The sequence below is a fragment of the Serratia sp. NA_112.1 genome, assembly GCF_052691715.1.
The window spans coordinates 59,803-78,666 of record NZ_JBQZFO010000003.1; the positions used below are offsets into that span (position 1 = coordinate 59,803).

Genomic DNA, 18,864 nt, shown 5'->3' on the forward strand with positions numbered 1-18,864 from the left:
CGCTTGGGACGGGACACCAGGAGCACTTTTTTATTAGAGCATGGTTTTAGTCCAGTTTTGGATGCTGGTCGACCAACGTCTGTTTTTTCTTTTCCAGCTCGGCGATCTGCTCGTTGATTTCTTCGACTTTCTGTTCGATGTTGTCGTAGTTCTCCTGCAGCAGTTCTTTGGCTTCCGAGCGGTCTGAAGCGGCTGGGGTAGCACCGCGCAGCGGTTTATTGGCGGTTTCCTTCATGTACAGGCCGGTGGCGAGACCGATTACCGCTACTGTCATCAGGTAGTAAGCCGGCATATACAGGTTTCCGGACGACTCGACCAACCAGGCGGCCACCGTTGGGGTTGCACCGGCAACCAGTACCGAAATATTGAACGAAATTGCCAATGCGCTGTAACGAATGTGCGTTGGGAACATTGCCGGCAGAATCGAAGCCATCACGCCGGTGAAGCAGTTCAATAGCACCGCCAGGACTAACAGCCCGACGAAAATTAAACCAATCACATTACTGTTGATCAAAATAAAGCACGGGATCGCCAGCGCCAGTAGGCCGATGCTGCCGCCAATAATAAACGGCTTACGGCCAATGCGGTCACTGGTCATGCCGATTACTGGCTGCACGAACAGCATGCCGATCATGACGGCGATAATGATCAGAACGCCGTGATCTTCCGAGTAGTGCAGGTTATGCGACAGGTAACTCGGCATGTAGGTCAGCAACATGTAATAGGTCACGTTGGTCGAAATCACAATACCGACGCACACCAATAGGCTTCTCCAGTGCTTGGCCGCAATCTCTTTGAACGACGTCCTTGGCGGGTTTTCGATAGCGTTGCGGTCTTCCTTCTCCATTTTTTCCACGTGCTGCTGGAATGCCGGAGTTTCTTCCAGCGCATGGCGCAGGTACAGACCAATCAGGCCCAACGGCGCGGCGATGAAGAATGGAATACGCCAGCCCCAGTCGAGGAAGTTGGCTTCCCCAACAATGCTGGAAATCAGCACTACAACGCCGGCACCCAGCACGAAGCCGGCAATCGAGCCGAAATCAAGCCAACTGCCCATAAAGCCACGCTTGCGGTCTGGAGAGTATTCGGCGACGAAGATGGCCGCGCCGGAGTATTCGCCACCGACCGAGAAGCCCTGCGCCAATTTTGCCAACAGCAGCAGCACTGGTGCCCAAATACCGATCGAAGCGTAGGAGGGGATCAGACCGATACAGAAGGTGCTCACCGCCATGATAATGATGGTGATGGAGAGGACTTTTTGACGACCGAATTTATCGCCCATCGCACCAAAGAAGATGCCGCCTAACGGACGAACCAGGAAGGGAACGGAAAAGGTTGCCAGTGCGGCAATCATCTGTACGCCGGGAGTGGCGCCAGGGAAAAATACTTGTCCGAGGGCGTAGGCCACGAAGCCATAAACACCAAAGTCGAACCACTCCATCGCGTTGCCCAATGCCGCCGCGGTTATGGCCTTTTTCAACTTGCTGTCGTCAATAATGGTGATGTCATTAATATGCATCGGCTTATGACGTTTTTTTCTTAACTTCATACAATCATCCCTTAATCAATTTTAGTCGTACGTGAATTCGCGATCCTTCTGCCCAGTTATCAGTTTGGTTAATCTAAGCGCTATACGCAGAGATCGACCATTGCCATTTTTTGTGTGATGCGAATCACGTAATATTTCAATTTTCACCGGGAATATGTCATTTAGGTGACTAATTATTTTGCATCTATAGCTTAACGTTATATCTTGCGGTGATCAAATTTAGCAGTTTATCTAATGAATTTGCACCGATTTAGCGCATAAATAGATTAACTATTGTGCATGTTGACGGTTTTTTGTCTGGTGAGGGATGGATTAAGTATAGGAAGAACTGCGGTAAAAACCGGCAAAATTAATGCGTTCTGCGGCTGAAAAAAGCCTGACGAAGACGTCAGGCCGGGGAGGGGAGTTATTGCGCTGAGCCGCCGAATTCCAGATAGAGTTGGGCCAGGTTCTGATATTGGCCAAAACGGTTTTCATCCAGCGCCAGTTCTGCCAGCCTGCGGCGATTCTGCGCATCCAGCCAGAAGCTGATTGGGACGGCACCTTGCCGGTAGCGCCTCTCATTCAAGCGTTCAGATTTTTGCGCCAACGCCAACGAGGCCTGTAAGTGTTTTTCCTGAGCTATCAATTGGCCACGCAACGACAAGGCATCGTCGACATCGGCCATGGCTTTATACAGCGCCTGTTTGAATTCCAGCACCTGCAGATCATAGTCGCTGCGGGCAATTTTGATATCTACGTCCATCTGCCGCCATTCAAGGAACGGCAGCGACAGCCCTGCCCCCACCGAAGTCACAGGGTTGCGCAAAAACTCCAGCAATGCGGTACTGCTGGCACCCAATGAACCGGTCAGGCTGAAGGTCGGATAGTACTGGGTACGCTTTACATCGATGTTGGCCAATGCTTCACGCAGCCGCATCTCTTTGGCGCTGATATCCGGCCGATGACGCAGCACGTTGACCGGGATACCGGCATTGATTTGCGGCAGCGGGCCGGTGGGTAAACGGGCGGGTTCTACCAAAGTCTTGCCCGGGGGCGAGCCCAGTAACACCGTTTGTTCATTCAAGGCTTGTTGACGCTCACGCAACAGCGCCAGATGGCTGCTCTCCTGGTTGTTCAGATTTTGCTCGGCATCCACCACGTCCAGTGAAGAGATGCTGCCGGCACGGTAGCGGGCATTGACCAACTGCAAGATCTGTCTGGAGTAAGCGATATTTTGCTGACTGACGCCAATCCGTTGATTGATAAAACCGAGGCGCCAGTAATTTTTGCTGGCGTTGGCGAGCAATGCCAAACGTGCAGTTTGCAAATCTTGTTGAGTTGCCTGACTGGCCCATTGTGCGGCATCGCGCTGTCGTGCCAGTTTGCCCCACAGATCGACCTCATAGCTGACGCCGAGGTTGGCGCTGCTGTTTTTATTCCAGGGTGATGAGTTGGACAGAGCGGTGCTGGCACCGGTATTGAGCGTCGCGTTTACGCTGGGAGCGGTGCCGATGTCGACCCGTTGGGCCGCCAACTGGGCGCGATAGACGCGCAACGCGGCAGCGGCCAGATCGTTATTAGCCAGCATCACCTGTTGCAGCCAGCGGTCCAGTTGGGGATCGTGGAAGTCATGCCAGGCAAAAGGGACTGACGTAGCGGCATCGGCACCGGGTTGCCATTGGGGCGGATAGTCCACCTTCGGAGGTTGATATTCGCTTTTCAGCGCGTTGCCGCAGCCGGTGCTGAGCAGGGCGGTGAGGCATATCGCCAGGGGGGATAAAATTCTCATAAGTTACTCGCTGGCCAGTGAAATGACCGGATCCATCCGTGCCGCTTTGCGGGCTGGGAGATAACCGAAGATCATGCCGATCAGAGTGGAGCAGCAAAAGGCAACGGCGGCGGCCTGCCAGGAATAGATGGCGGTGAGCATGCCGCCCGCCAGCAGGGTGAACAGCGAGCCGGCGGCGAAAGACAGTAAAATGCCCAGTACGCCACCGATCAGGCAGACCAGCACCGCCTCAATCATAAATTGCTGCATAATGTCGCTGCGACGTGCGCCGACGGCCATACGCACGCCGATTTCATGCGTCCGCTCGGTCACCGAGACCAGCATGATGTTCATCACGCCGAGGCTGCCGATGATCAGAGAAATTGAGGCCACCATCAGGATCAGTAGGCTGAGGGTCATCGAAGTTCGTTCGATCGACTTACGGAATTTATCGAGGTTGAACAACATAAAGTCTTTAACGCCGTGACGCTGGGTCAGCAACTGGTTAATGGCGGCGACAGCGGCTTCGTTGGCAACGTCATCTTTCAACCTTACGCTGATGCTGCTCAACTTGGTTTGGCCCACCATGCGGTACATGACGGTGGTATAGGGCATCCACACTCTGATGCGGTTGGGGGCAGAGTCCTGGTTACTTTGCACCACGCCAATCACTCGCGCCGGTACGGCGCCAAGAAACACGATCTGGCCCAGTGGCTCTACGCCGAAATCACCGAACAACGACTGGCGTGCGTTCTCGTCAATGATCACTTCCTGTAGGGCGTTGCGGTCGTCCTGGAAATTGCGACCTTGCAGCAGAGTTAGGCCGTTAACGCGTAAATAATCACGTCCAACACCAGTGATCGACGCGTTGGCTGATTTGCTGCGAAAGTGGATGCTGTCTGAGGCAGTGACCTCAGGGCTGACACTATCGACAAAGCTTTGGCGGGCCAGCGCGTCGGCATCCGCCGGCACCAGGGTGCGGATGTTGTCGATGGCATCATCAAAGAAATCACGGCCGGGATAGATGCTGACCACGTTGGTGCCCAGGCTTTTAATACTCTCCAGCGTGCGTTGTTTGGCACCTTCACCCAGCGCGACCACCGTCACCACCGCAGCAATGCCGAAAATGATACCGGTCATGGTCAGTGCGGTACGCAAGCGATGGGCATTCATGGCTTTCAGCGCCATCTGTAACGATTCACGGGTGCGATCGACCAGACTCTGCCAATAGCCTTGAGCAACCGGTGGGGTCTTTTTCATTATCGGCAGAGGAAGCGTGGATTTACAGCCACTGTCGGCGACGATCTCGCCGTCCTGCAGCTCGATGATGCGCTGAGCGTGCTGCGCCACCTTCATATCGTGAGTGACGATCACTACCGTATGGCCGCGCTGATTAAGTTCGCTGAGGATCTCCAGCACTTCCTGACCTGATCGGGTGTCCAGGGCGCCGGTGGGCTCATCCGCCAGGATAATTTCAGCGCCGTTGATTAACGAACGAGCAATACTGACACGCTGTTGCTGGCCGCCGGAAAGCTGACCGGGTTTATGGTGTTCACGACCTTCCAGTCCCAGCCGGGCCAACAGTTGCGCCGCATGCAGTTGGCGTTGGTCCCGCTTGCTGTTGGCATAAATCGCAGGGATCTCGACGTTGCCTAACGCGCTGATATCCGGCATTAGATGATAACGCTGGAAGATAAAACCAATGTGTTCACGGCGAAGCCTGGCCAGTTGGTCCGGCGATAGATGAGCCGCGTTTTGGCCGTTGATGTAATAGTCACCCTGATCCGGTACGTCCAGACAGCCAATGATGTTCATCAGCGTGGACTTACCGGAGCCAGAAGCACCAATGATTGCGACCAACTCCCCGGTAGCGATGCTCAGATTAATGTTTTTCAGGACGGTCAGCGGCTGGCTGCTGTTGGTGTAGGTGCGGCCAATACCTTTCAGCTCAATGATAGTGTTCACAGTGAGAGGTCTTCCTCGCCCGGTCTGGTATTTTCCTGCACCAGCACCACGTTTTCACCTGCCTTCAATCCGGACAGGATTTGAATATCGACATTATTGGTAATGCCGGTTTTCACCTCGCGCATTTCCAACCGGTTGTCCCCGGTCAGCACTTGTACCTGTTGTTTATTATCTGCGGTTTTATGTACCGCCTGGATCGGCACCAACAGCGCGTTTTTCGCCTCACCGAGCAGCAATGAAACTTGCGCCGTCATGGCAATCCGCAAGCGGTTATCCGCGTTTGGGACGTCCAGCAATGCGTTGTAATATACCGAAGCATTGGAGTTACCGGAACCGGAGGACGAACTGCCGGCGGAGATCGAGTCGTCTTTCATCACCGATTCCGGTGCCAATTCGACGGTGCGCAGCGTGGCGTCGTAACGTTTATCGGGTTCGGAGAAAATGGTGAAGTAGGCCTTTTGCCCCTGAGAAACGCGGGTAATGTCGGCTTCGGAAATCTGCGCCTTGATGGTCATTACGTCCAACTGTGCCAGTTTGACGATGGTGGGCGCGCTCTGGTTGGCATTCACCGTTTGGCCTTGCTGAGTAATCACTGCAATAACAATGCCGTCCATCGGCGCCAGAATACGGGTGTAACTCAGGTCGACCTTTTTCTTGTCTACTTCAATCTGTGCCTGCACGATGCGAGCATTCAACGCGATCAGTTCGGCGCGGGTGGCGGCGAGCGTGGCCTCAGCCGTCTCAAAATCTTCGCGGGAGCCAGCTTCATCCATCAACATGCGCCTTTGGCGTTTAAAGCGGGACTCGGCCTGTTTCAACAGTGCCTGTTTGGCCTGTAAATCTGCCTTGGCGACATTCAGCGCTGCTTCTGCGTTGCGCAGATCGTTGCGTTGGGGTAGATCGTCGATGTCGGCAATAGGTTGGCCTTTGGTGACCCTGTCGCCAAGTTTGACCTTCAGGGATTTGACTTGGCCGGAAACCTGAGCCCCGACGTTGACCCGTTCTATCGCATCAAGTTTGCCGGTGGCCAGTACAGCATTTTCAATATCGCCCAGGCGAGCCGGTGCCGTGACTGAAGCGGCTTGCGGGGGGCTTTGTAAAGAGAATGCTACCAGGGCAAGGATGACCAGCAGAGCGCCGGTCAGGATAAACGCCAATCGGCGCGGGGTGATTTTCATAATGTTATCCATAACAGAAAACGATGATCCCGGAAGGCACTATAGTGGCATCCAGCGCCTTAACTAACAATAAACACGCCGCAGACGAGCCATAAAATGATCATTATTAATTATCACACGGTGAAATTAATTCTCCGCTGAAGGTTAAATAGGCGAAAATATAAGATTTCTCTGCAAATGCAGCGGTTCATATTTCGATAATTTTAATGTGGGTAATGACATCCCGAAGCAAAGGAATGCGCTATTAACTCAGTTGGCAGAGTGGTTGGTTTTAAAATGTTTTATTGGCTACAAAATTGATAGACGCGGGGTCGAGTCCGCATAGCGCGCCAGCTTGCTTTTGTGAACTGTTACCGTAAAGTGCACCCGGGTTGATTTGCACTATCGGCTCCTTATTGGTTTTTTCGGGTGTGCTTTGCCGTAACCGTTTCTCTTCCTTTCTTTATGTTTTCTTCCGTTCCAGCGATCTTTGCTAAACTGTAATCAGGCAGGTATGCTGCCCGGCAACAGGAGATCGCTATGTCAGAGTCCGATCAACTGCAGGAATTAATGCAACGCGTAGCGATACTTGAAGCCAGAGAAAAGTCGCTGACCGCCGCCTCCAACGCCTATCAGGCGATTATCACCACCATGCTCGGCAATCTGGATAAGCAGGATCGAGACAAGATTATCGGAATGATTGACCAGGCACATGAGCTTGCCTATGCTCGTGCCATCCAGCGCTGCAATGAGCCGCAAAAGCAAAAAATCAAACAGGCTGACGATATTGCTCAGCGGATGTTTATGTTTGCTCAAGGCAAGAATTCCCTGCAACGTTAGCCATTAGAGGTATAACAGTTACCCATTTAAAATTGCTTAACTGATCTACCTGCGCAAACTGTACTTGTGTTAGTTTGAGGAATGATTATTGATAGCAATAATGTCCCCCAGGCATAAGGTTGTAGCGATGGACGCGATTAAAAGCATCTTGGTAAAAGAAATCGAGCGGATCAACAGGCAGGAAGGGCGCGACGGTAAACTGCGTTTTAACAGTGAGTTTGCCCGCGATCACCGTTATCTGTGTCTCGCCATGTTTGCCGGTTATTTTGCCGTGATCGCCGTGATGTATCAGGTTCCCTATATGGGCTTCATCTCTTTCCTGGCTTTCACCGCCTTCGTATTGTTCATGTTCGCCATGCTGCTAATTGAAATCAAACCGGTGTATCGCTTTGAGGACATCGGCGTGCTGGATCTGCGCGTATGCTATAACGGCGAGTGGTATTTCACTCGCGCACTGTCGCCGCAGTCGGTGAAGGCGTTGTTGGATGAACCGTCGATCGCAGCAGCGATGAAAACACGCATGCAGGAAATCATCGCCAATAAAGGCGAAATTGATTTCTATGACGTTTACGATCTGGCGTATTCAAAGAAGCCACAGGATGAACAGCCACGGGTGGTGGTGCTCAACTGAAGGGTTTGCGGCTGAAGAGTTGTCGATTATACTCACGCATTGAAGCCAGTTAAGCGTGAGGAGCTTACCATGAGTGATGATATTTTCGATTTTGATATCGATGCCGAATTGGCGCAGGCAGAAGAGAAAGCGGCACAGAAAGTAAAAGAGCTGCCCGAAATCCTTGAGGATGAGGCAGATTGCGAAGGCTGCAAGATCTGATCGCCATCGCCAATAAAAAAACCGCTGAGGCGGTTTTTTTATGTCCGAATTTGGGAAGATTGCGCCCGTCAGGCGGGGGGTTAATCCAGCACAAAACCCCAAATGAGTAACGCCGCCACAGTAATCAGGCAGAGTGCGGAGACGGTAATCAGTATCTTGCCCAGAATGTCTTTTTCTTGCTGCTGCTGCGCCACGTTAAAATTATCCAATTAAGAGCCTGTGGACCAAATCGGCGATCCCCAGATCCAGCACAATGACCGTCAGTGCGATCCCCAACATGGCCGATAGAAATCGAGTTTTACTGTTCAAATCAATACCCATCACTGCTACGCAGCGTTCCCAGAGTAAGGTAAGGTTAAAACGTCGGAGCTAAACGCCCGGTTTTGATAATCACAGAGTTTAAGAACCTTTCCGGGTCTATAAGTTCCGTCTGTTTTGAGGCGGTCGCTACGAGGATTGCCACACAGCGACCGGTGTTGAGGGGCGGATCAGTCAGTCACAATTTTTACGCCGATTTTACTGATGGCATTGCCATCCATCTCGGCGATGGTCCAGGTCAGGCCATCCCATTCGATCTGATCGCCTACCACGGGTTCGCCGCCAATCAGTTTAATGACGAATTGACCCAGCGTTTGCTGTTCGTCCACACCTTCTTGCAGGTTAAGCCCGTACACCTGCGAAATATCGCTCAGGCGTGCGTCCGACTGCAGGATAAAGTCGCCGAAGAAACGCTCGTCCATGGTGACTACCGGCGCTTGGCTAAAGAGTTTTCCCAGCACCGGCAGATCATGCTCGTGGCCGATAACGCACAGAATGTCATCTTCGCGCAACCGCGTGCTGCCGCTAGGATGCAATAACTCTTTGCCACGGAACAATGCGGCAATACGCGTGCCGGGTGGCATTTTCAATTCACGCAGTGCAGCACCCACACACCAGTTTTCCGACGAGAGCTGATAAACAAACTGTTCCCACTGGTTTTCCGGGTGTACGTCCAACCCGACCCGTGAAATAGGTGCCAGAGCCGGCGGCACTATCACCTTGGCTTTCTTCGCGGCGAACGACAGAGTCGTGCCTTGCAACAACAGTGAAACCAGCACCACAAAAAAGGCCACGTTGAAGAACAACTGCGCATTTGGCAATCCGGCCATCATTGGGAATACGGCCAAAATAACCGGCACGGCTCCGCGCAGACCGACCCAGGAAATAAAGCTGCGTTCGCGCAGGGTAAAGCTGCGAAACGGCAGTAAACCGATAAATACCGAAAGCGGCCGGGCGAACAGGATCATCCATAACGACAGCAGCAGGGCAGGGATGGCAATAGGCAACAACTCGTGCGGATTAAGCAATAGGCCCAGCACCAGGAACATGCCGATTTGGCTCAGCCAGGCCAGGCCGTCAAAGGTTTGGACAATGCCGTGTCGGTTACGGATTGGCCGGTTGCCCAGCGTCAGCCCGCACAGGTACACCGCCAGTATGCCGCTGCCATCCAGCGCAGTGGTCAGCGCAAAAATCAAAATGCCGCCGCTGACGGCCAGCAGTGGGTAGAGACCTTCGGCCAGTTTGATGTGGTTGATCAAGGTCAGCAGCAGCCAGCCGCCGCCGAGCCCAAAAACAATGCCCATACCAAACTGCTGCAACAGGTGGAGTGGGAACATCCAGCTCAGCGTGGTTTCGCCGGCGGAAATCATCGCAATCAGGGTGATGGTAAGAAACACCGCCATCGGATCGTTGCTGCCGGACTCAATCTCCAGCGTGGCACTGACGCGTTCGTTAAGTCCCTTGCCACCGAGGAGTGAAAATACCGCCGCGGCATCGGTAGAACCGATTATGGCACCAATCAGCATACCCTGTAGTAAGTCGAGGTTGAACAACCAGGCTGCAGCCAGCCCAGTCAGCCCTGCGGTGATCACCACGCCGACGGTGGCGAGGGAAAGCGCCGGCCAAAGCGCCACGCGAAATGAACTAACGCGGGTGCGCATGCCGCCATCGAGCAGGATCACGGCCAGTGCCAGGTTACTGACCAGATAGGCCACCGGGTAATTACTGAAAACGATGCCTCCCGGTCCATCAACTCCCGCCAGCATGCCGATGGCGAGGAATATCACCAGAATGGGAATACCCAGGCGAGAAGAAAATGAACTGAGAAGAATACTTGCTCCCACCAACACGGCACCGATGATGAACAAACTGTTAATGGTGCTGGCATCCAAAATAACGTTCTCCTGCAGGCTGGGGGGAAAGGCGTTGCGCGTGGGCGCAGATACCCCATGATGATAGCCTGTTTTCTAGGTAAAACGCCAAGAGTGATTCGAAAACAATTTGGCATTTATTGTCATTTAACAGAGGAAGTGTGGGGAAGTCGGGGGAAAACGATGAACTTCTCACTTTTATCTATAATTATCAGCTTGCTGTGGTTCTATGCGAGCAATAAACCGGCGGGAAGGAAAAACCATTAAACCCCCGCGAGGAGGCTTAATGGTTTGCAGGCGTGGTGCCATTAATGATCGAGTGATTGCAAAGCCCGCTTGATCAGCTCGGCAGCCAGTTTTCGTTCTGACTCTGAAATACCGTCAAGGTTAAGGCTGGAAAGCTCGGTGATCAGAATGCTGCGGTCCTTGCCGCTGATGGATGCATCCAGTGCGGAAAGCAACCGACCAAGAATTTTCAGCAGGGTGGCGTTTGCTGGTACGGCTTCCGGAGCCGAAGTGTCTTTATCAGTCATTAAAAATCCTCTCTGTCGTGACGGAAGGGAGATACTGCAAACATTGCCGCAATGATAGCAACAACGCCGTCCCTCAGGGTTCATTGAGCCCAATCGCTACCGTAAGGCAGGGATGTGGATTTCCACTTATGCATTGCAGTTATAACAACTAGCAACAATATGCTCCAGCATAACTTTGTCCTAACTTTCACCACCGGGGTGAGCAATGCGTGCTCAATATCCTGTGTTACGGCCGTGGCGCGGCAGTGATGAATGCAGCGAAACTAATCAAATCGGAGGTGAAGGCGGCCGGAGCCGCCTCGGATGTTCAGAAGGTTTTTTCTTTGGGTTGTGCCCGGTGGAAACTCGGACGTTCCAGCAGAAAGTTGAGGTGCAGCCGTTGAATAAAATAGTAAGCAACCATCGGTGCAATAAGACCGAACAAGGTGCCGGCGATAATATGAGCTGACCAGTTATTAACGTGCAGGAACTTGGTCAACACTATACGCAACCCACTGGCGGCCAGGATGTGCATTAGATAGATCACCATGCTTAACTCACCCAGCCGTTTCAGCCAGGTTATGTCTGCCTTCGCCAACAAAACGGACAGGCAAATGATAAAGGTGATGGCGACTACGGCCAGGATCATGGAATACAGGCCTGCATCGGTATAGGTCAGACCAAGATAGTCATGGAAACCCCATTCAAGCAGGACAAAGGCGAACATGGCTACCAGACTGGAAGTCATACTGATTCTGGCAATAGTGGCTGAGTAACGAATGGCCAAAACACCGAGCAGGAAGAAAATCATAAAACTAGTGATATAACCAAAGTGGAAAGCCTTGGTAAGGTTGTCCTGGTATACGTATAACCCGGCGCTGATGATGATCAGTGTAGGCAGGATATAGTTGAATTTATTTTTGTTATACAGCAAGGTCGCAAGGACAAACACCATAAACAGAGCATACAGGAACCAGAATTGTGCCCGTGGATGCGTAAACAACGCCAGCATGTCGTTCAGACTGGCCGAGTTGTTGGTATAGCGTGATAACACAACCTCTACGGTGCCTTGCAGTAATGACCAAATGACATAGGGGTATACGATGGTATCAATTTTACTGATGATGAAACGACCTTTCCCCTTTCTCTCTAATGAATGAACAAAAAACAAGCCAGAGAGGAAAAAGAACAATGGCATATGAAAACTGTAGATAACGCTGTCAGTCAGTTGGTAAAACGATTCTGAAAGGTGAATACCCGCACTGTATAAACCGCGATTAACGTGGCCAAAGACCACCAAAATGATACCGATTCCCTTCGCATAGTCGACCCATGCTTCTCTCATATGATTACCCAGCCCAAGAAAAAACAAAAAAAACTTACAAATCTGCATAAGGAGCGTAACAGGCGATGGCCGTTTTGCAATGTGATAACGGGAATAGGACGATTATTCGGAATATGCTCAATATGTCAGGATGCGTAACACATTCAAAAAGTTAACGAAGACGAATTTGCTGGTGCCAGGAGATGAGGCATCACCCTGCGAGGGTGATGCCAATCGGTTATTGCGGTTTTCCGGAGAACAGGAAGCGGAGTAGTGGGACGCGTTTGTGCAACTCATATAAGGCGAAGGCACAGGAGAAGACAAACACCAAACCCAGCAGGAAACCCAGCAGGTTATTGTTGATATGTGGCGTCACAAACGCGCCATATATCAGGGTAAGTGGATGGTGCACCAGATATATAAACAGCGAGGCGTTGACCAGGTAAGTGATTCGTGGCGAGTGATAATTCAGCAGGGTATGTCCGAATGAGAAAATCACGTTGGCCATCAGGATCCCCAGCAGAGTTTTGATCAGCACTTCCAGTTCAAACATATAGCTACTGTGGGCCAGATACTTCTGATTCAGCATGTAGGCAACGAACAGCAGCAGTGAACCGAGCAGTGACCAGACGGAGGGTTTGAGGAAAATCTCTTTCAACCACACGTACTTGAAGGCGTAAGCGCCAAGGATGAAGAACGGCAGGTAGAACATCGTCTCCATGACCACGAAATTGAACAGGCCATTGGAGAGTAAATATGGAGCAAAAATTAAAATAATACGGTGCCCGGCCGAATAGCATAAAGCATAAATAAGAAAGAGCAGTGAGATTTTTCCTAATCCAGTCATTTTATTTATTGGATAGGGTGGGGAATTACTTTTAATTACCTTGATTTTTTTGAATAGATAAAAACAAAGAGTAGTCAGTAATGACAGCGTTAATAAAAACCACAGGTGAGAAACCAGTTCCCAAACTGTTACATTTATTTTCTGGTAGAGCGTAAAATTTTCCCAGCCGTTTAATTTATCGGTGAAGTATTTCAGCATGAAAAACTGCGGCACCGTTATTAACGGGATCGAACTCAACAGCGGAATGGCCACCCGCTCCAGCCTTACCTTCAACCACTTATGGCGTTCATAACGCTCATAGAGCAGATATGAGAAGTAGCCGGAAATCACAAAGAACACCTGCATGCGGAAGGCATGGATGAAGTCGTTCAGCACTGTCAGCGAGAAGGAAGGGGTAGCACTGTTCACCGCCCAGGCATGGCTGGAATAGATCAGAGACAGATGAAAAGGGATGCCGAGCAGCATCAAATAAGCTCGGATCGAATCGAGGAAAAACTCGCGTTGGTTGCTGCCTTTAGTCATAGTTTACCGCTGATGATTTTATCGAATGGTCATTAGCACGCTTAATAAGTCGGCAATGGTTAAATCGAACCTCAAACCCTACTATAGCGTTTCACATTTTTCCATAGCGTCTTGTTGCGGGGCTTGCTACGCTGGTGTTTAGTCAGTTGCTTAAACAATGAGCCATAAACATGAACCATTAATTTATCATGTTGTCGGAAAGCTGAATAATCCATTAATATGGATTTAAATGATTTGAGCACACGAATAGGGGGGGGATGTGCTAGTTAATATATTATCCAAGAAACCACGCGCCGCGAGCGTACGTTGGTTAGGTGCGACCGTATTGTTCACGCTGTTGACTTCGCCGGCATGGGCTTTTTCTATTGATGATGTGGCCAAGCAGGCGCAGGATCTGGCAGGGAAAGGCTTCGAGGCTCCGAAAAGCAACCTTCCTTCTCAATTCCGTGAGATGAAATTCGCGGACTATCAGCAAATTCAGTTCAATCACGATAAAGCCTATTGGAGCAAGCTGAAAACCCCATTCAAGCTTGAGTTTTATCATCAGGGGATGTACTTCGACACGCCGGTGAAAATCAACGAGGTCACCTCGACCACCGTCAAGCAGATCAAGTACAGCCCGGACTACTTCAACTTTGGTTCGGTGAAGCACGATCCGGATTCGGTAAAAAACCTCGGCTTCGCCGGTTTCAAGGTGATTTATCCGATCAACAGGGCGGATAAGAACGACGAAATTATGAGCCTGCTGGGCGCGAGTTACTTCCGCGTGGTAGGTAAAGGACAAGTGTACGGGATTTCCGCCCGTGGCCTGGCGATTGATACCGCCTTGCCATCTGGTGAAGAGTTCCCGCGTTTCCGCGAATTCTGGGTTGAGCGTCCGAAACAGGGCGACAAGCACCTGGTGATTTACGCGCTGCTGGATTCACCGCGTGCGACCGGGGCTTACCGTTTTGTGGTCTATCCGGGCCGCGATACCACGGTGGACGTCGAATCTAAAGTGTTCCTGCGCGACAAGGTCGGCAAACTGGGCATGGCACCGCTGACCAGCATGTACCTGTTCGGGCCGAACCAACCTTCGCCAACCCTGAACTACCGCCCGGCGCTGCATGATTCCAACGGCCTGTCTATCCATGCCGGCAACGGCGAGTGGATCTGGCGTCCGCTGAATAATCCTAAGCATTTGTCCGTCAGCACCTATCAGGTTGAGAACCCTAAAGGTTTCGGTCTGCTGCAGCGCGGTCGCAACTTCAAGGATTACGAAGATCTGGACGATCGTTACGATCTGCGTCCAAGCGCCTGGATTGAGCCGCGTGGCGACTGGGGCAAGGGTAAAGTTGAGCTGGTGGAGATCCCAACGGCGGATGAAACCAATGACAACATCGTTGCTTTCTGGACCCCGGACGTGTTGCCGGATGCCAAAACACCGCTGGCGCTGAACTATCGCCTGCACTTCACCCGTGACGAAGACAAGTTGCATTCTCAGGATATTGCCTACGTCAGCCAGACCATGCGTTCTACCGGTGACGTGAAGCAATCTAACCTGATCCGCGAGCCAGACGGCAGCGTGGCATTCCTGGTTGACTTCGTGGGGCCGGTACTGAAAGGCCTGGATGGTGCTACGCCGGTTGCCGCTCAGGTGAGCATCGGTGATAACGGTGAAATGGTAGAAAACAATGTCCGCTATAATCCAGTGACCAAAGGCTGGCGCCTGACGCTGCGTCTGAAAGTGAAAGACGACAAGAAGCCAGTAGAAATGCGCGCCGCGCTGGTCAATGGTGATAAGACCCTGTCGGAAACCTGGAGCTATCAGCTACCTGCCAATGAATAAGCCTACTCAACTTGCCCAGGATTATCTTGCGGCAATGCCTCTGGCCGCTGAGCGGTCGGAGGCGCTTACCCCCCAGCCAGGAGCGGATGACGCCAAGGCACTGGAGGCGCTGCATCGCAAGATGGGCGCCACCGATGCCAACGTCAATACGCTGTCGGCGGATGACGTGGCGCTGGCCTCGGTAAAGGCGCGTATCGAAAGCGCCTGGCCGGATGCGGTCAGCGACGACGATTTTGACAATGACGTGGAAGGCCGCAGTATTTTGAAGGCCACGCCACCGATTAAACGTACCAGCATGTTCCCTGAAGCCTGGCGTACCAATCCGGTGGCGCGCTTCTGGGACTCCCTGCTGGGGCGCTCGCCGCACAATCGCTATGCTTCCAAAGAGGAGGCAGACGCGGAAAACCGCTGGCGTGTAGTCGGTTCAATGCGCCGTTATGTACTGTTGGTGTTGATGCTGGTGCAGACCGGTATCGCCACCTGGTACATGAAAACCATTTTGCCGTATCAGGGCTGGGCGCTGATCGACCCAATGGCGATGCTGGAGCAGGATCTGATGCAGTCGGTGTTGCAATTGCTGCCTTATGTACTGCAAACCGGCATTCTGATCCTGTTCGCCATTCTTTTCTGCTGGGTATCAGCCGGTTTCTGGACTGCACTGATGGGCTTCCTGCAGCTGCTGATCGGCAAAGACAAATACAGTATCTCTTCCACCATCAAGGGCGATGAGCCAATCAATCCGGCGCACCGCACCGCGTTGATCATGCCGATCTGTAACGAAGACGTCGAACGGGTGTTCGCCGGCCTGCGTGCGACCTATGAGTCGGTTGCCGCCACCGGTCAGCTTGAACATTTCGATATCTACGTGCTCAGTGACAGCTACGACCCGGATATCTGCATGGCGGAACAGAAAGCCTGGATGGAACTGTGCCGTGACGTAGATGGCCATGGCCGTATCTTCTATCGCCGTCGCCGTCGCCGTGTGAAACGTAAAAGCGGCAACATCGACGACTTCTGCCGTCGCTGGGGGGGCGAGTACAGCTATATGGTGATCCTGGATGCCGATAGCGTGATGAGCGGCGAGTGTCTCACCGGTTTGGTGCGCCTGATGGAAGCCAATCCGAACGCCGGCATCATTCAGTCTGCACCGAAAGCTTCGGGTATGGATACGCTGTATGCCCGTGTGCAACAGTTTGCCACCCGGGTCTACGGGCCGCTGTTTACCGCTGGTCTGCATTTCTGGCAGTTGGGTGAGTCGCACTACTGGGGTCACAACGCGATTATCCGCGTGAAGCCGTTTATCGAGCACTGTGCGCTGGCACCGCTGCCGGGTGAAGGCTCCTTTGCCGGTTCCATCTTGTCGCATGACTTTGTGGAAGCCGCACTGATGCGTCGTGCCGGTTGGGGCGTGTGGATTGCTTATGATCTGCCGGGCAGCTACGAAGAATTGCCGCCTAACCTGCTGGATGAGCTGAAGCGTGACCGTCGCTGGTGCCACGGTAACCTGATGAACTTCCGCCTGTTCCTGGTGAAAGGTATGCACCCGGTGCACCGTGCGGTGTTCCTGACCGGTGTAATGTCCTATCTGTCGGCGCCGCTGTGGTTTATGTTCCTGGCGTTGTCCACCGCGTTGCAGGTGGTGCATACCCTGATGGAGCCGCAGTACTTCCTGCAGCCGCGTCAGCTGTTCCCGGTTTGGCCGCAGTGGCGTCCTGAACTGGCAATAGCGCTGTTCTCTACCACTCTGGTGCTGTTGTTCCTGCCCAAGCTGCTCAGTATCGTACTGATCTGGGCGAAGGGGGCGAAAGAATACGGCGGTGGCGTGCGTCTGTTCCTGTCGATGCTGTTGGAAATGCTGTTCTCGGTGCTGTTGGCTCCGGTACGCATGTTGTTCCACACGGTGTTTGTGGTCAGCGCCTTCCTCGGTTGGGAAGTGGTGTGGAATTCTCCGCAGCGTGACGATGATGACACGCCATGGAGCGAAGCCTTTAAGCGTCATGGTTCGCAGATGCTGCTCGGTCTGGTCTGGGCGGGGGGGATGGCCTGGCTGGATCTGCGCTTCCTGTGGTGGTTGTCACCAATCGTCTTCTCGCTGATCCTGTCACCGATCGTTTCGTCTCTGTCGAGCCGTGCAACGCTGGGGATCAAGAGTAAGCGCGCCAAACTGTTCCTGATCCCGGAAGAGTATTCTCCTCCGCGTGAACTGCTGGCGACCGAAGAGTATCTGCAGCTTAACCGTGAACGTGCATTGGCCAATGGCTTTATGCACGCCGTGGTTAACCCGTCGTTCAATGCTCTGGCGGCTGCGCTGGCGACCGCGCGTCATCATCGGTGCGGTGTTATCGAGCGCAATCGTGAAGAGCGGGTGAATGAGGCGCTGCAACTGGGGCCAGAGAAGCTGGTGAAGGGCAAACGCCTGGAGCTGTTGAGCGATCCTGTTGCTCTGTCGCGCTTGCATCAACGTGTCTGGTTATTGCCGGAAGGCGCCGCATGGCGTGAGCATTATCAGCAACTGCCATACAATGAACAGGCTCACCCGCAAGGTCAGCGCTAAGCGTTGACCGGGTAGTCCAAACGGGGAATGCGCACAGCGTGTTCCCCGTTTTTTTTGGCTCTTCTCTTACGCAATGCTGACGATCTGCAAGGAAAAAACTATGCTAACATCCGCGCCGGGCGTTGTTTACTTTCAGAATATCCAGGGCTAAGAGTCAATTTGGTGAATCTCTCTTCTTTTCTTCGGCTGGCATTATTGGCTGCAGGTGTAATGCTGTTAACTGGCTGCGGCAGTATTATCAGCCGCACAGTGCCGGGTGCCGGCCACGGTCATCAATACTACCCGGGTGTGCAATGGGATCTGCGTGATACCCCCTGGCGCTATGCCACGGTGATCGATGTGCCGCTGTCGATGGTGGTGGATACTTTTATGCTGCCGTTTGATGCACAGCACGGGCCTTACGAGTAAGTCTATTCCCGGGTGGCAAACACCAACAGCTGGTATCCCTGGGGGCCACAGTGGAAGGGGGCCAGCACCGTCATCTTTAGTCCTTGCTGATGGGCAGCCAGCGAATGCGGGTTGTCGTCGTCAATAAACAGGGCGCCAACGTCGAACTTCTTCCGAGAGTGCGCTTTGACGGCGGCGAACAGCTGCTTTAACACGCCTTTGCCGCGCCAGGCAGAGTCCAGGCACACCGGACCGTACATAAACACCCGTTGTTCACTCAAAGGTTTCCCGTTGAATGACTCGTCGGCCAGCTTTTCCAGCATCGCATCCACTACCGGCGGGCGCGGCTGCGCGTCCGTGCTCATCAGGCAAACAAAGCCGGCCAACGCCTGGTCTTCAACCGCCACCAGAATACCGAGGCCCTGATTAATTCGGGCCAACTGTGCTTCGTTCATGCTGGAAACAATAAAACCCTGGCGCTTCTGGCTGTCGCTTAAATTGCCGGGGGTATTTTGTGTTTGCAACTGCAGAATGGCGGGGTAATCCTCGGGGCGTGCCTGACGGATAATCATACTGCCTCTCTGAAAATTATGGGGAGTTTATGGGCG

General features: G+C 52.7%; 16 protein-coding genes and 1 tRNA gene. 7 read left to right on the forward strand and 10 right to left on the reverse strand.

From position 1 onward, the window contains the following. Positions 1–46: 46 nt before the first annotated feature. The 4 genes from proP to ACUTQ5_RS07965 all read right to left on the reverse strand — a co-directional run bounded on the left by proP (position 47) and on the right by ACUTQ5_RS07965 (position 6,442). Positions 47–1,549 (reverse strand): glycine betaine/L-proline transporter ProP, encoded by a 1,503-nt coding sequence (gene proP, locus ACUTQ5_RS07950; protein WP_445650800.1) that lies wholly within the window; start codon positions 1,547–1,549, stop codon positions 47–49. 406 nt (positions 1,550–1,955) lie between these two features. After that, positions 1,956–3,320 carry a TolC family protein gene (locus ACUTQ5_RS07955; protein WP_445650801.1) on the reverse strand — a complete coding sequence of 455 codons (1,365 nt, stop codon included), beginning with the start codon at positions 3,318–3,320 and terminating at the stop codon, positions 1,956–1,958. A 3-nt stretch (positions 3,321–3,323) separates the two neighbouring features. Further along, positions 3,324–5,264: a MacB family efflux pump subunit gene (locus ACUTQ5_RS07960; protein WP_445650802.1), complete on the reverse strand. Its 1,941-nt coding sequence runs from the start codon at positions 5,262–5,264 to the stop codon at positions 3,324–3,326. Next, entirely contained in the window at positions 5,261–6,442 is a 1,182-nt protein-coding gene (locus tag ACUTQ5_RS07965; protein ID WP_445650803.1) for an efflux RND transporter periplasmic adaptor subunit, read from the reverse strand. The genes ACUTQ5_RS07960 and ACUTQ5_RS07965 overlap by 4 nt, the downstream gene beginning before the upstream one ends. Positions 6,443–6,680: 238 nt before the next feature. Between ACUTQ5_RS07965 and ACUTQ5_RS07970 the strand changes: the two genes are divergently transcribed. The 4 genes from ACUTQ5_RS07970 to ACUTQ5_RS07985 all read left to right on the forward strand — a co-directional run bounded on the left by ACUTQ5_RS07970 (position 6,681) and on the right by ACUTQ5_RS07985 (position 8,093). Next, positions 6,681–6,774 (forward strand) — tRNA-OTHER (locus ACUTQ5_RS07970). A gap of 187 nt (positions 6,775–6,961) precedes the next feature. Further along, entirely contained in the window at positions 6,962–7,261 is a 300-nt protein-coding gene (locus ACUTQ5_RS07975; RefSeq protein ID WP_445650804.1) for a hypothetical protein, read from the forward strand. Between the two features lie 127 nt (positions 7,262–7,388). Next, complete coding sequence (locus ACUTQ5_RS07980; RefSeq protein WP_445650805.1) at positions 7,389–7,892, forward strand: YlaC family protein; 504 nt, start codon at positions 7,389–7,391, stop codon at positions 7,890–7,892. 69 nt (positions 7,893–7,961) lie between these two features. Continuing rightward, positions 7,962–8,093 (forward strand): hypothetical protein, encoded by a 132-nt coding sequence (locus tag ACUTQ5_RS07985; protein WP_012006291.1) that lies wholly within the window; start codon positions 7,962–7,964, stop codon positions 8,091–8,093. An 80-nt stretch (positions 8,094–8,173) separates the two neighbouring features. Here ACUTQ5_RS07985 and ACUTQ5_RS07990 read toward each other — a convergent pair whose 3' ends face one another. The 5 genes from ACUTQ5_RS07990 to mdoC form a co-directional block, all read right to left on the reverse strand. Further along, on the reverse strand, positions 8,174–8,302 hold the full coding sequence (locus ACUTQ5_RS07990; RefSeq protein WP_017892392.1) for a hypothetical protein: 129 nt from the start codon (positions 8,300–8,302) through the stop codon (positions 8,174–8,176). Between the two features lie 279 nt (positions 8,303–8,581). Next, on the reverse strand, positions 8,582–10,303 hold the full coding sequence (locus ACUTQ5_RS07995; protein WP_445650806.1) for a potassium/proton antiporter: 1,722 nt from the start codon (positions 10,301–10,303) through the stop codon (positions 8,582–8,584). Positions 10,304–10,590: 287 nt separating this feature from the next. Then, the gene (locus ACUTQ5_RS08000) at positions 10,591–10,815 is read right to left on the reverse strand and encodes a hypothetical protein (RefSeq protein ID WP_445650807.1); all 225 of its coding nucleotides are present in this window, start codon (positions 10,813–10,815) and stop codon (positions 10,591–10,593) included. A 307-nt stretch (positions 10,816–11,122) separates the two neighbouring features. Continuing rightward, complete coding sequence (locus tag ACUTQ5_RS08005; RefSeq protein WP_445650808.1) at positions 11,123–12,139, reverse strand: acyltransferase family protein; 1,017 nt, start codon at positions 12,137–12,139, stop codon at positions 11,123–11,125. A 217-nt stretch (positions 12,140–12,356) separates the two neighbouring features. Then, positions 12,357–13,487 carry a glucans biosynthesis protein MdoC gene (gene mdoC / locus ACUTQ5_RS08010; RefSeq protein ID WP_445650809.1) on the reverse strand — a complete coding sequence of 377 codons (1,131 nt, stop codon included), beginning with the start codon at positions 13,485–13,487 and terminating at the stop codon, positions 12,357–12,359. Positions 13,488–13,746: 259 nt separating this feature from the next. Here mdoC and mdoG point away from each other — a divergent pair, with 259 nt between their 5' ends. From mdoG to ACUTQ5_RS08025, 3 genes are all read left to right on the forward strand, one after another. Continuing rightward, positions 13,747–15,315, forward strand: a complete 1,569-nt coding sequence (gene mdoG / locus ACUTQ5_RS08015; protein ID WP_445650810.1) for a glucans biosynthesis protein MdoG — start codon at positions 13,747–13,749, stop codon at positions 15,313–15,315. Next, positions 15,308–17,869 (forward strand): glucans biosynthesis glucosyltransferase MdoH, encoded by a 2,562-nt coding sequence (gene mdoH, locus ACUTQ5_RS08020; RefSeq protein ID WP_445650811.1) that lies wholly within the window; start codon positions 15,308–15,310, stop codon positions 17,867–17,869. Before mdoG ends, mdoH begins: the two co-directional genes overlap by 8 nt. A gap of 162 nt (positions 17,870–18,031) precedes the next feature. Further along, complete coding sequence (locus tag ACUTQ5_RS08025; protein ID WP_445650812.1) at positions 18,032–18,277, forward strand: YceK/YidQ family lipoprotein; 246 nt, start codon at positions 18,032–18,034, stop codon at positions 18,275–18,277. Positions 18,278–18,279: 2 nt separating this feature from the next. On the opposite strand, the gene ACUTQ5_RS08030 is transcribed toward ACUTQ5_RS08025, so the two are convergent. Continuing rightward, on the reverse strand, positions 18,280–18,828 hold the full coding sequence (locus ACUTQ5_RS08030; protein WP_445650813.1) for a GNAT family N-acetyltransferase: 549 nt from the start codon (positions 18,826–18,828) through the stop codon (positions 18,280–18,282). Positions 18,829–18,864: the final 36 nt, after the last annotated feature.

Bases quoted from the DNA above. Each gene is read 5' to 3' on its own strand.
- proP (WP_445650800.1), bottom strand. From the start codon at position 1,549: ATGAAGTTAAGAAAAAAACGTCATAAGCCGATGCATATTAATGACATC.
- ACUTQ5_RS07955 (WP_445650801.1), bottom strand. From the start codon at position 3,320: ATGAGAATTTTATCCCCCCTGGCGATATGCCTCACCGCCCTGCTCAGC.
- ACUTQ5_RS07965 (WP_445650803.1), bottom strand. From the start codon at position 6,442: ATGAAAATCACCCCGCGCCGATTGGCGTTTATCCTGACCGGCGCTCTG.
- ACUTQ5_RS07975 (WP_445650804.1), top strand. From the start codon at position 6,962: ATGTCAGAGTCCGATCAACTGCAGGAATTAATGCAACGCGTAGCGATA.
- ACUTQ5_RS07980 (WP_445650805.1), top strand. From the start codon at position 7,389: ATGGACGCGATTAAAAGCATCTTGGTAAAAGAAATCGAGCGGATCAAC.
- ACUTQ5_RS07985 (WP_012006291.1), top strand. From the start codon at position 7,962: ATGAGTGATGATATTTTCGATTTTGATATCGATGCCGAATTGGCGCAG.
- ACUTQ5_RS08000 (WP_445650807.1), bottom strand. From the start codon at position 10,815: ATGACTGATAAAGACACTTCGGCTCCGGAAGCCGTACCAGCAAACGCC.
- ACUTQ5_RS08005 (WP_445650808.1), bottom strand. From the start codon at position 12,139: ATGAGAGAAGCATGGGTCGACTATGCGAAGGGAATCGGTATCATTTTG.
- mdoC (WP_445650809.1), bottom strand. From the start codon at position 13,487: ATGACTAAAGGCAGCAACCAACGCGAGTTTTTCCTCGATTCGATCCGA.
- mdoH (WP_445650811.1), top strand. From the start codon at position 15,308: ATGAATAAGCCTACTCAACTTGCCCAGGATTATCTTGCGGCAATGCCT.
- ACUTQ5_RS08030 (WP_445650813.1), bottom strand. From the start codon at position 18,828: ATGATTATCCGTCAGGCACGCCCCGAGGATTACCCCGCCATTCTGCAG.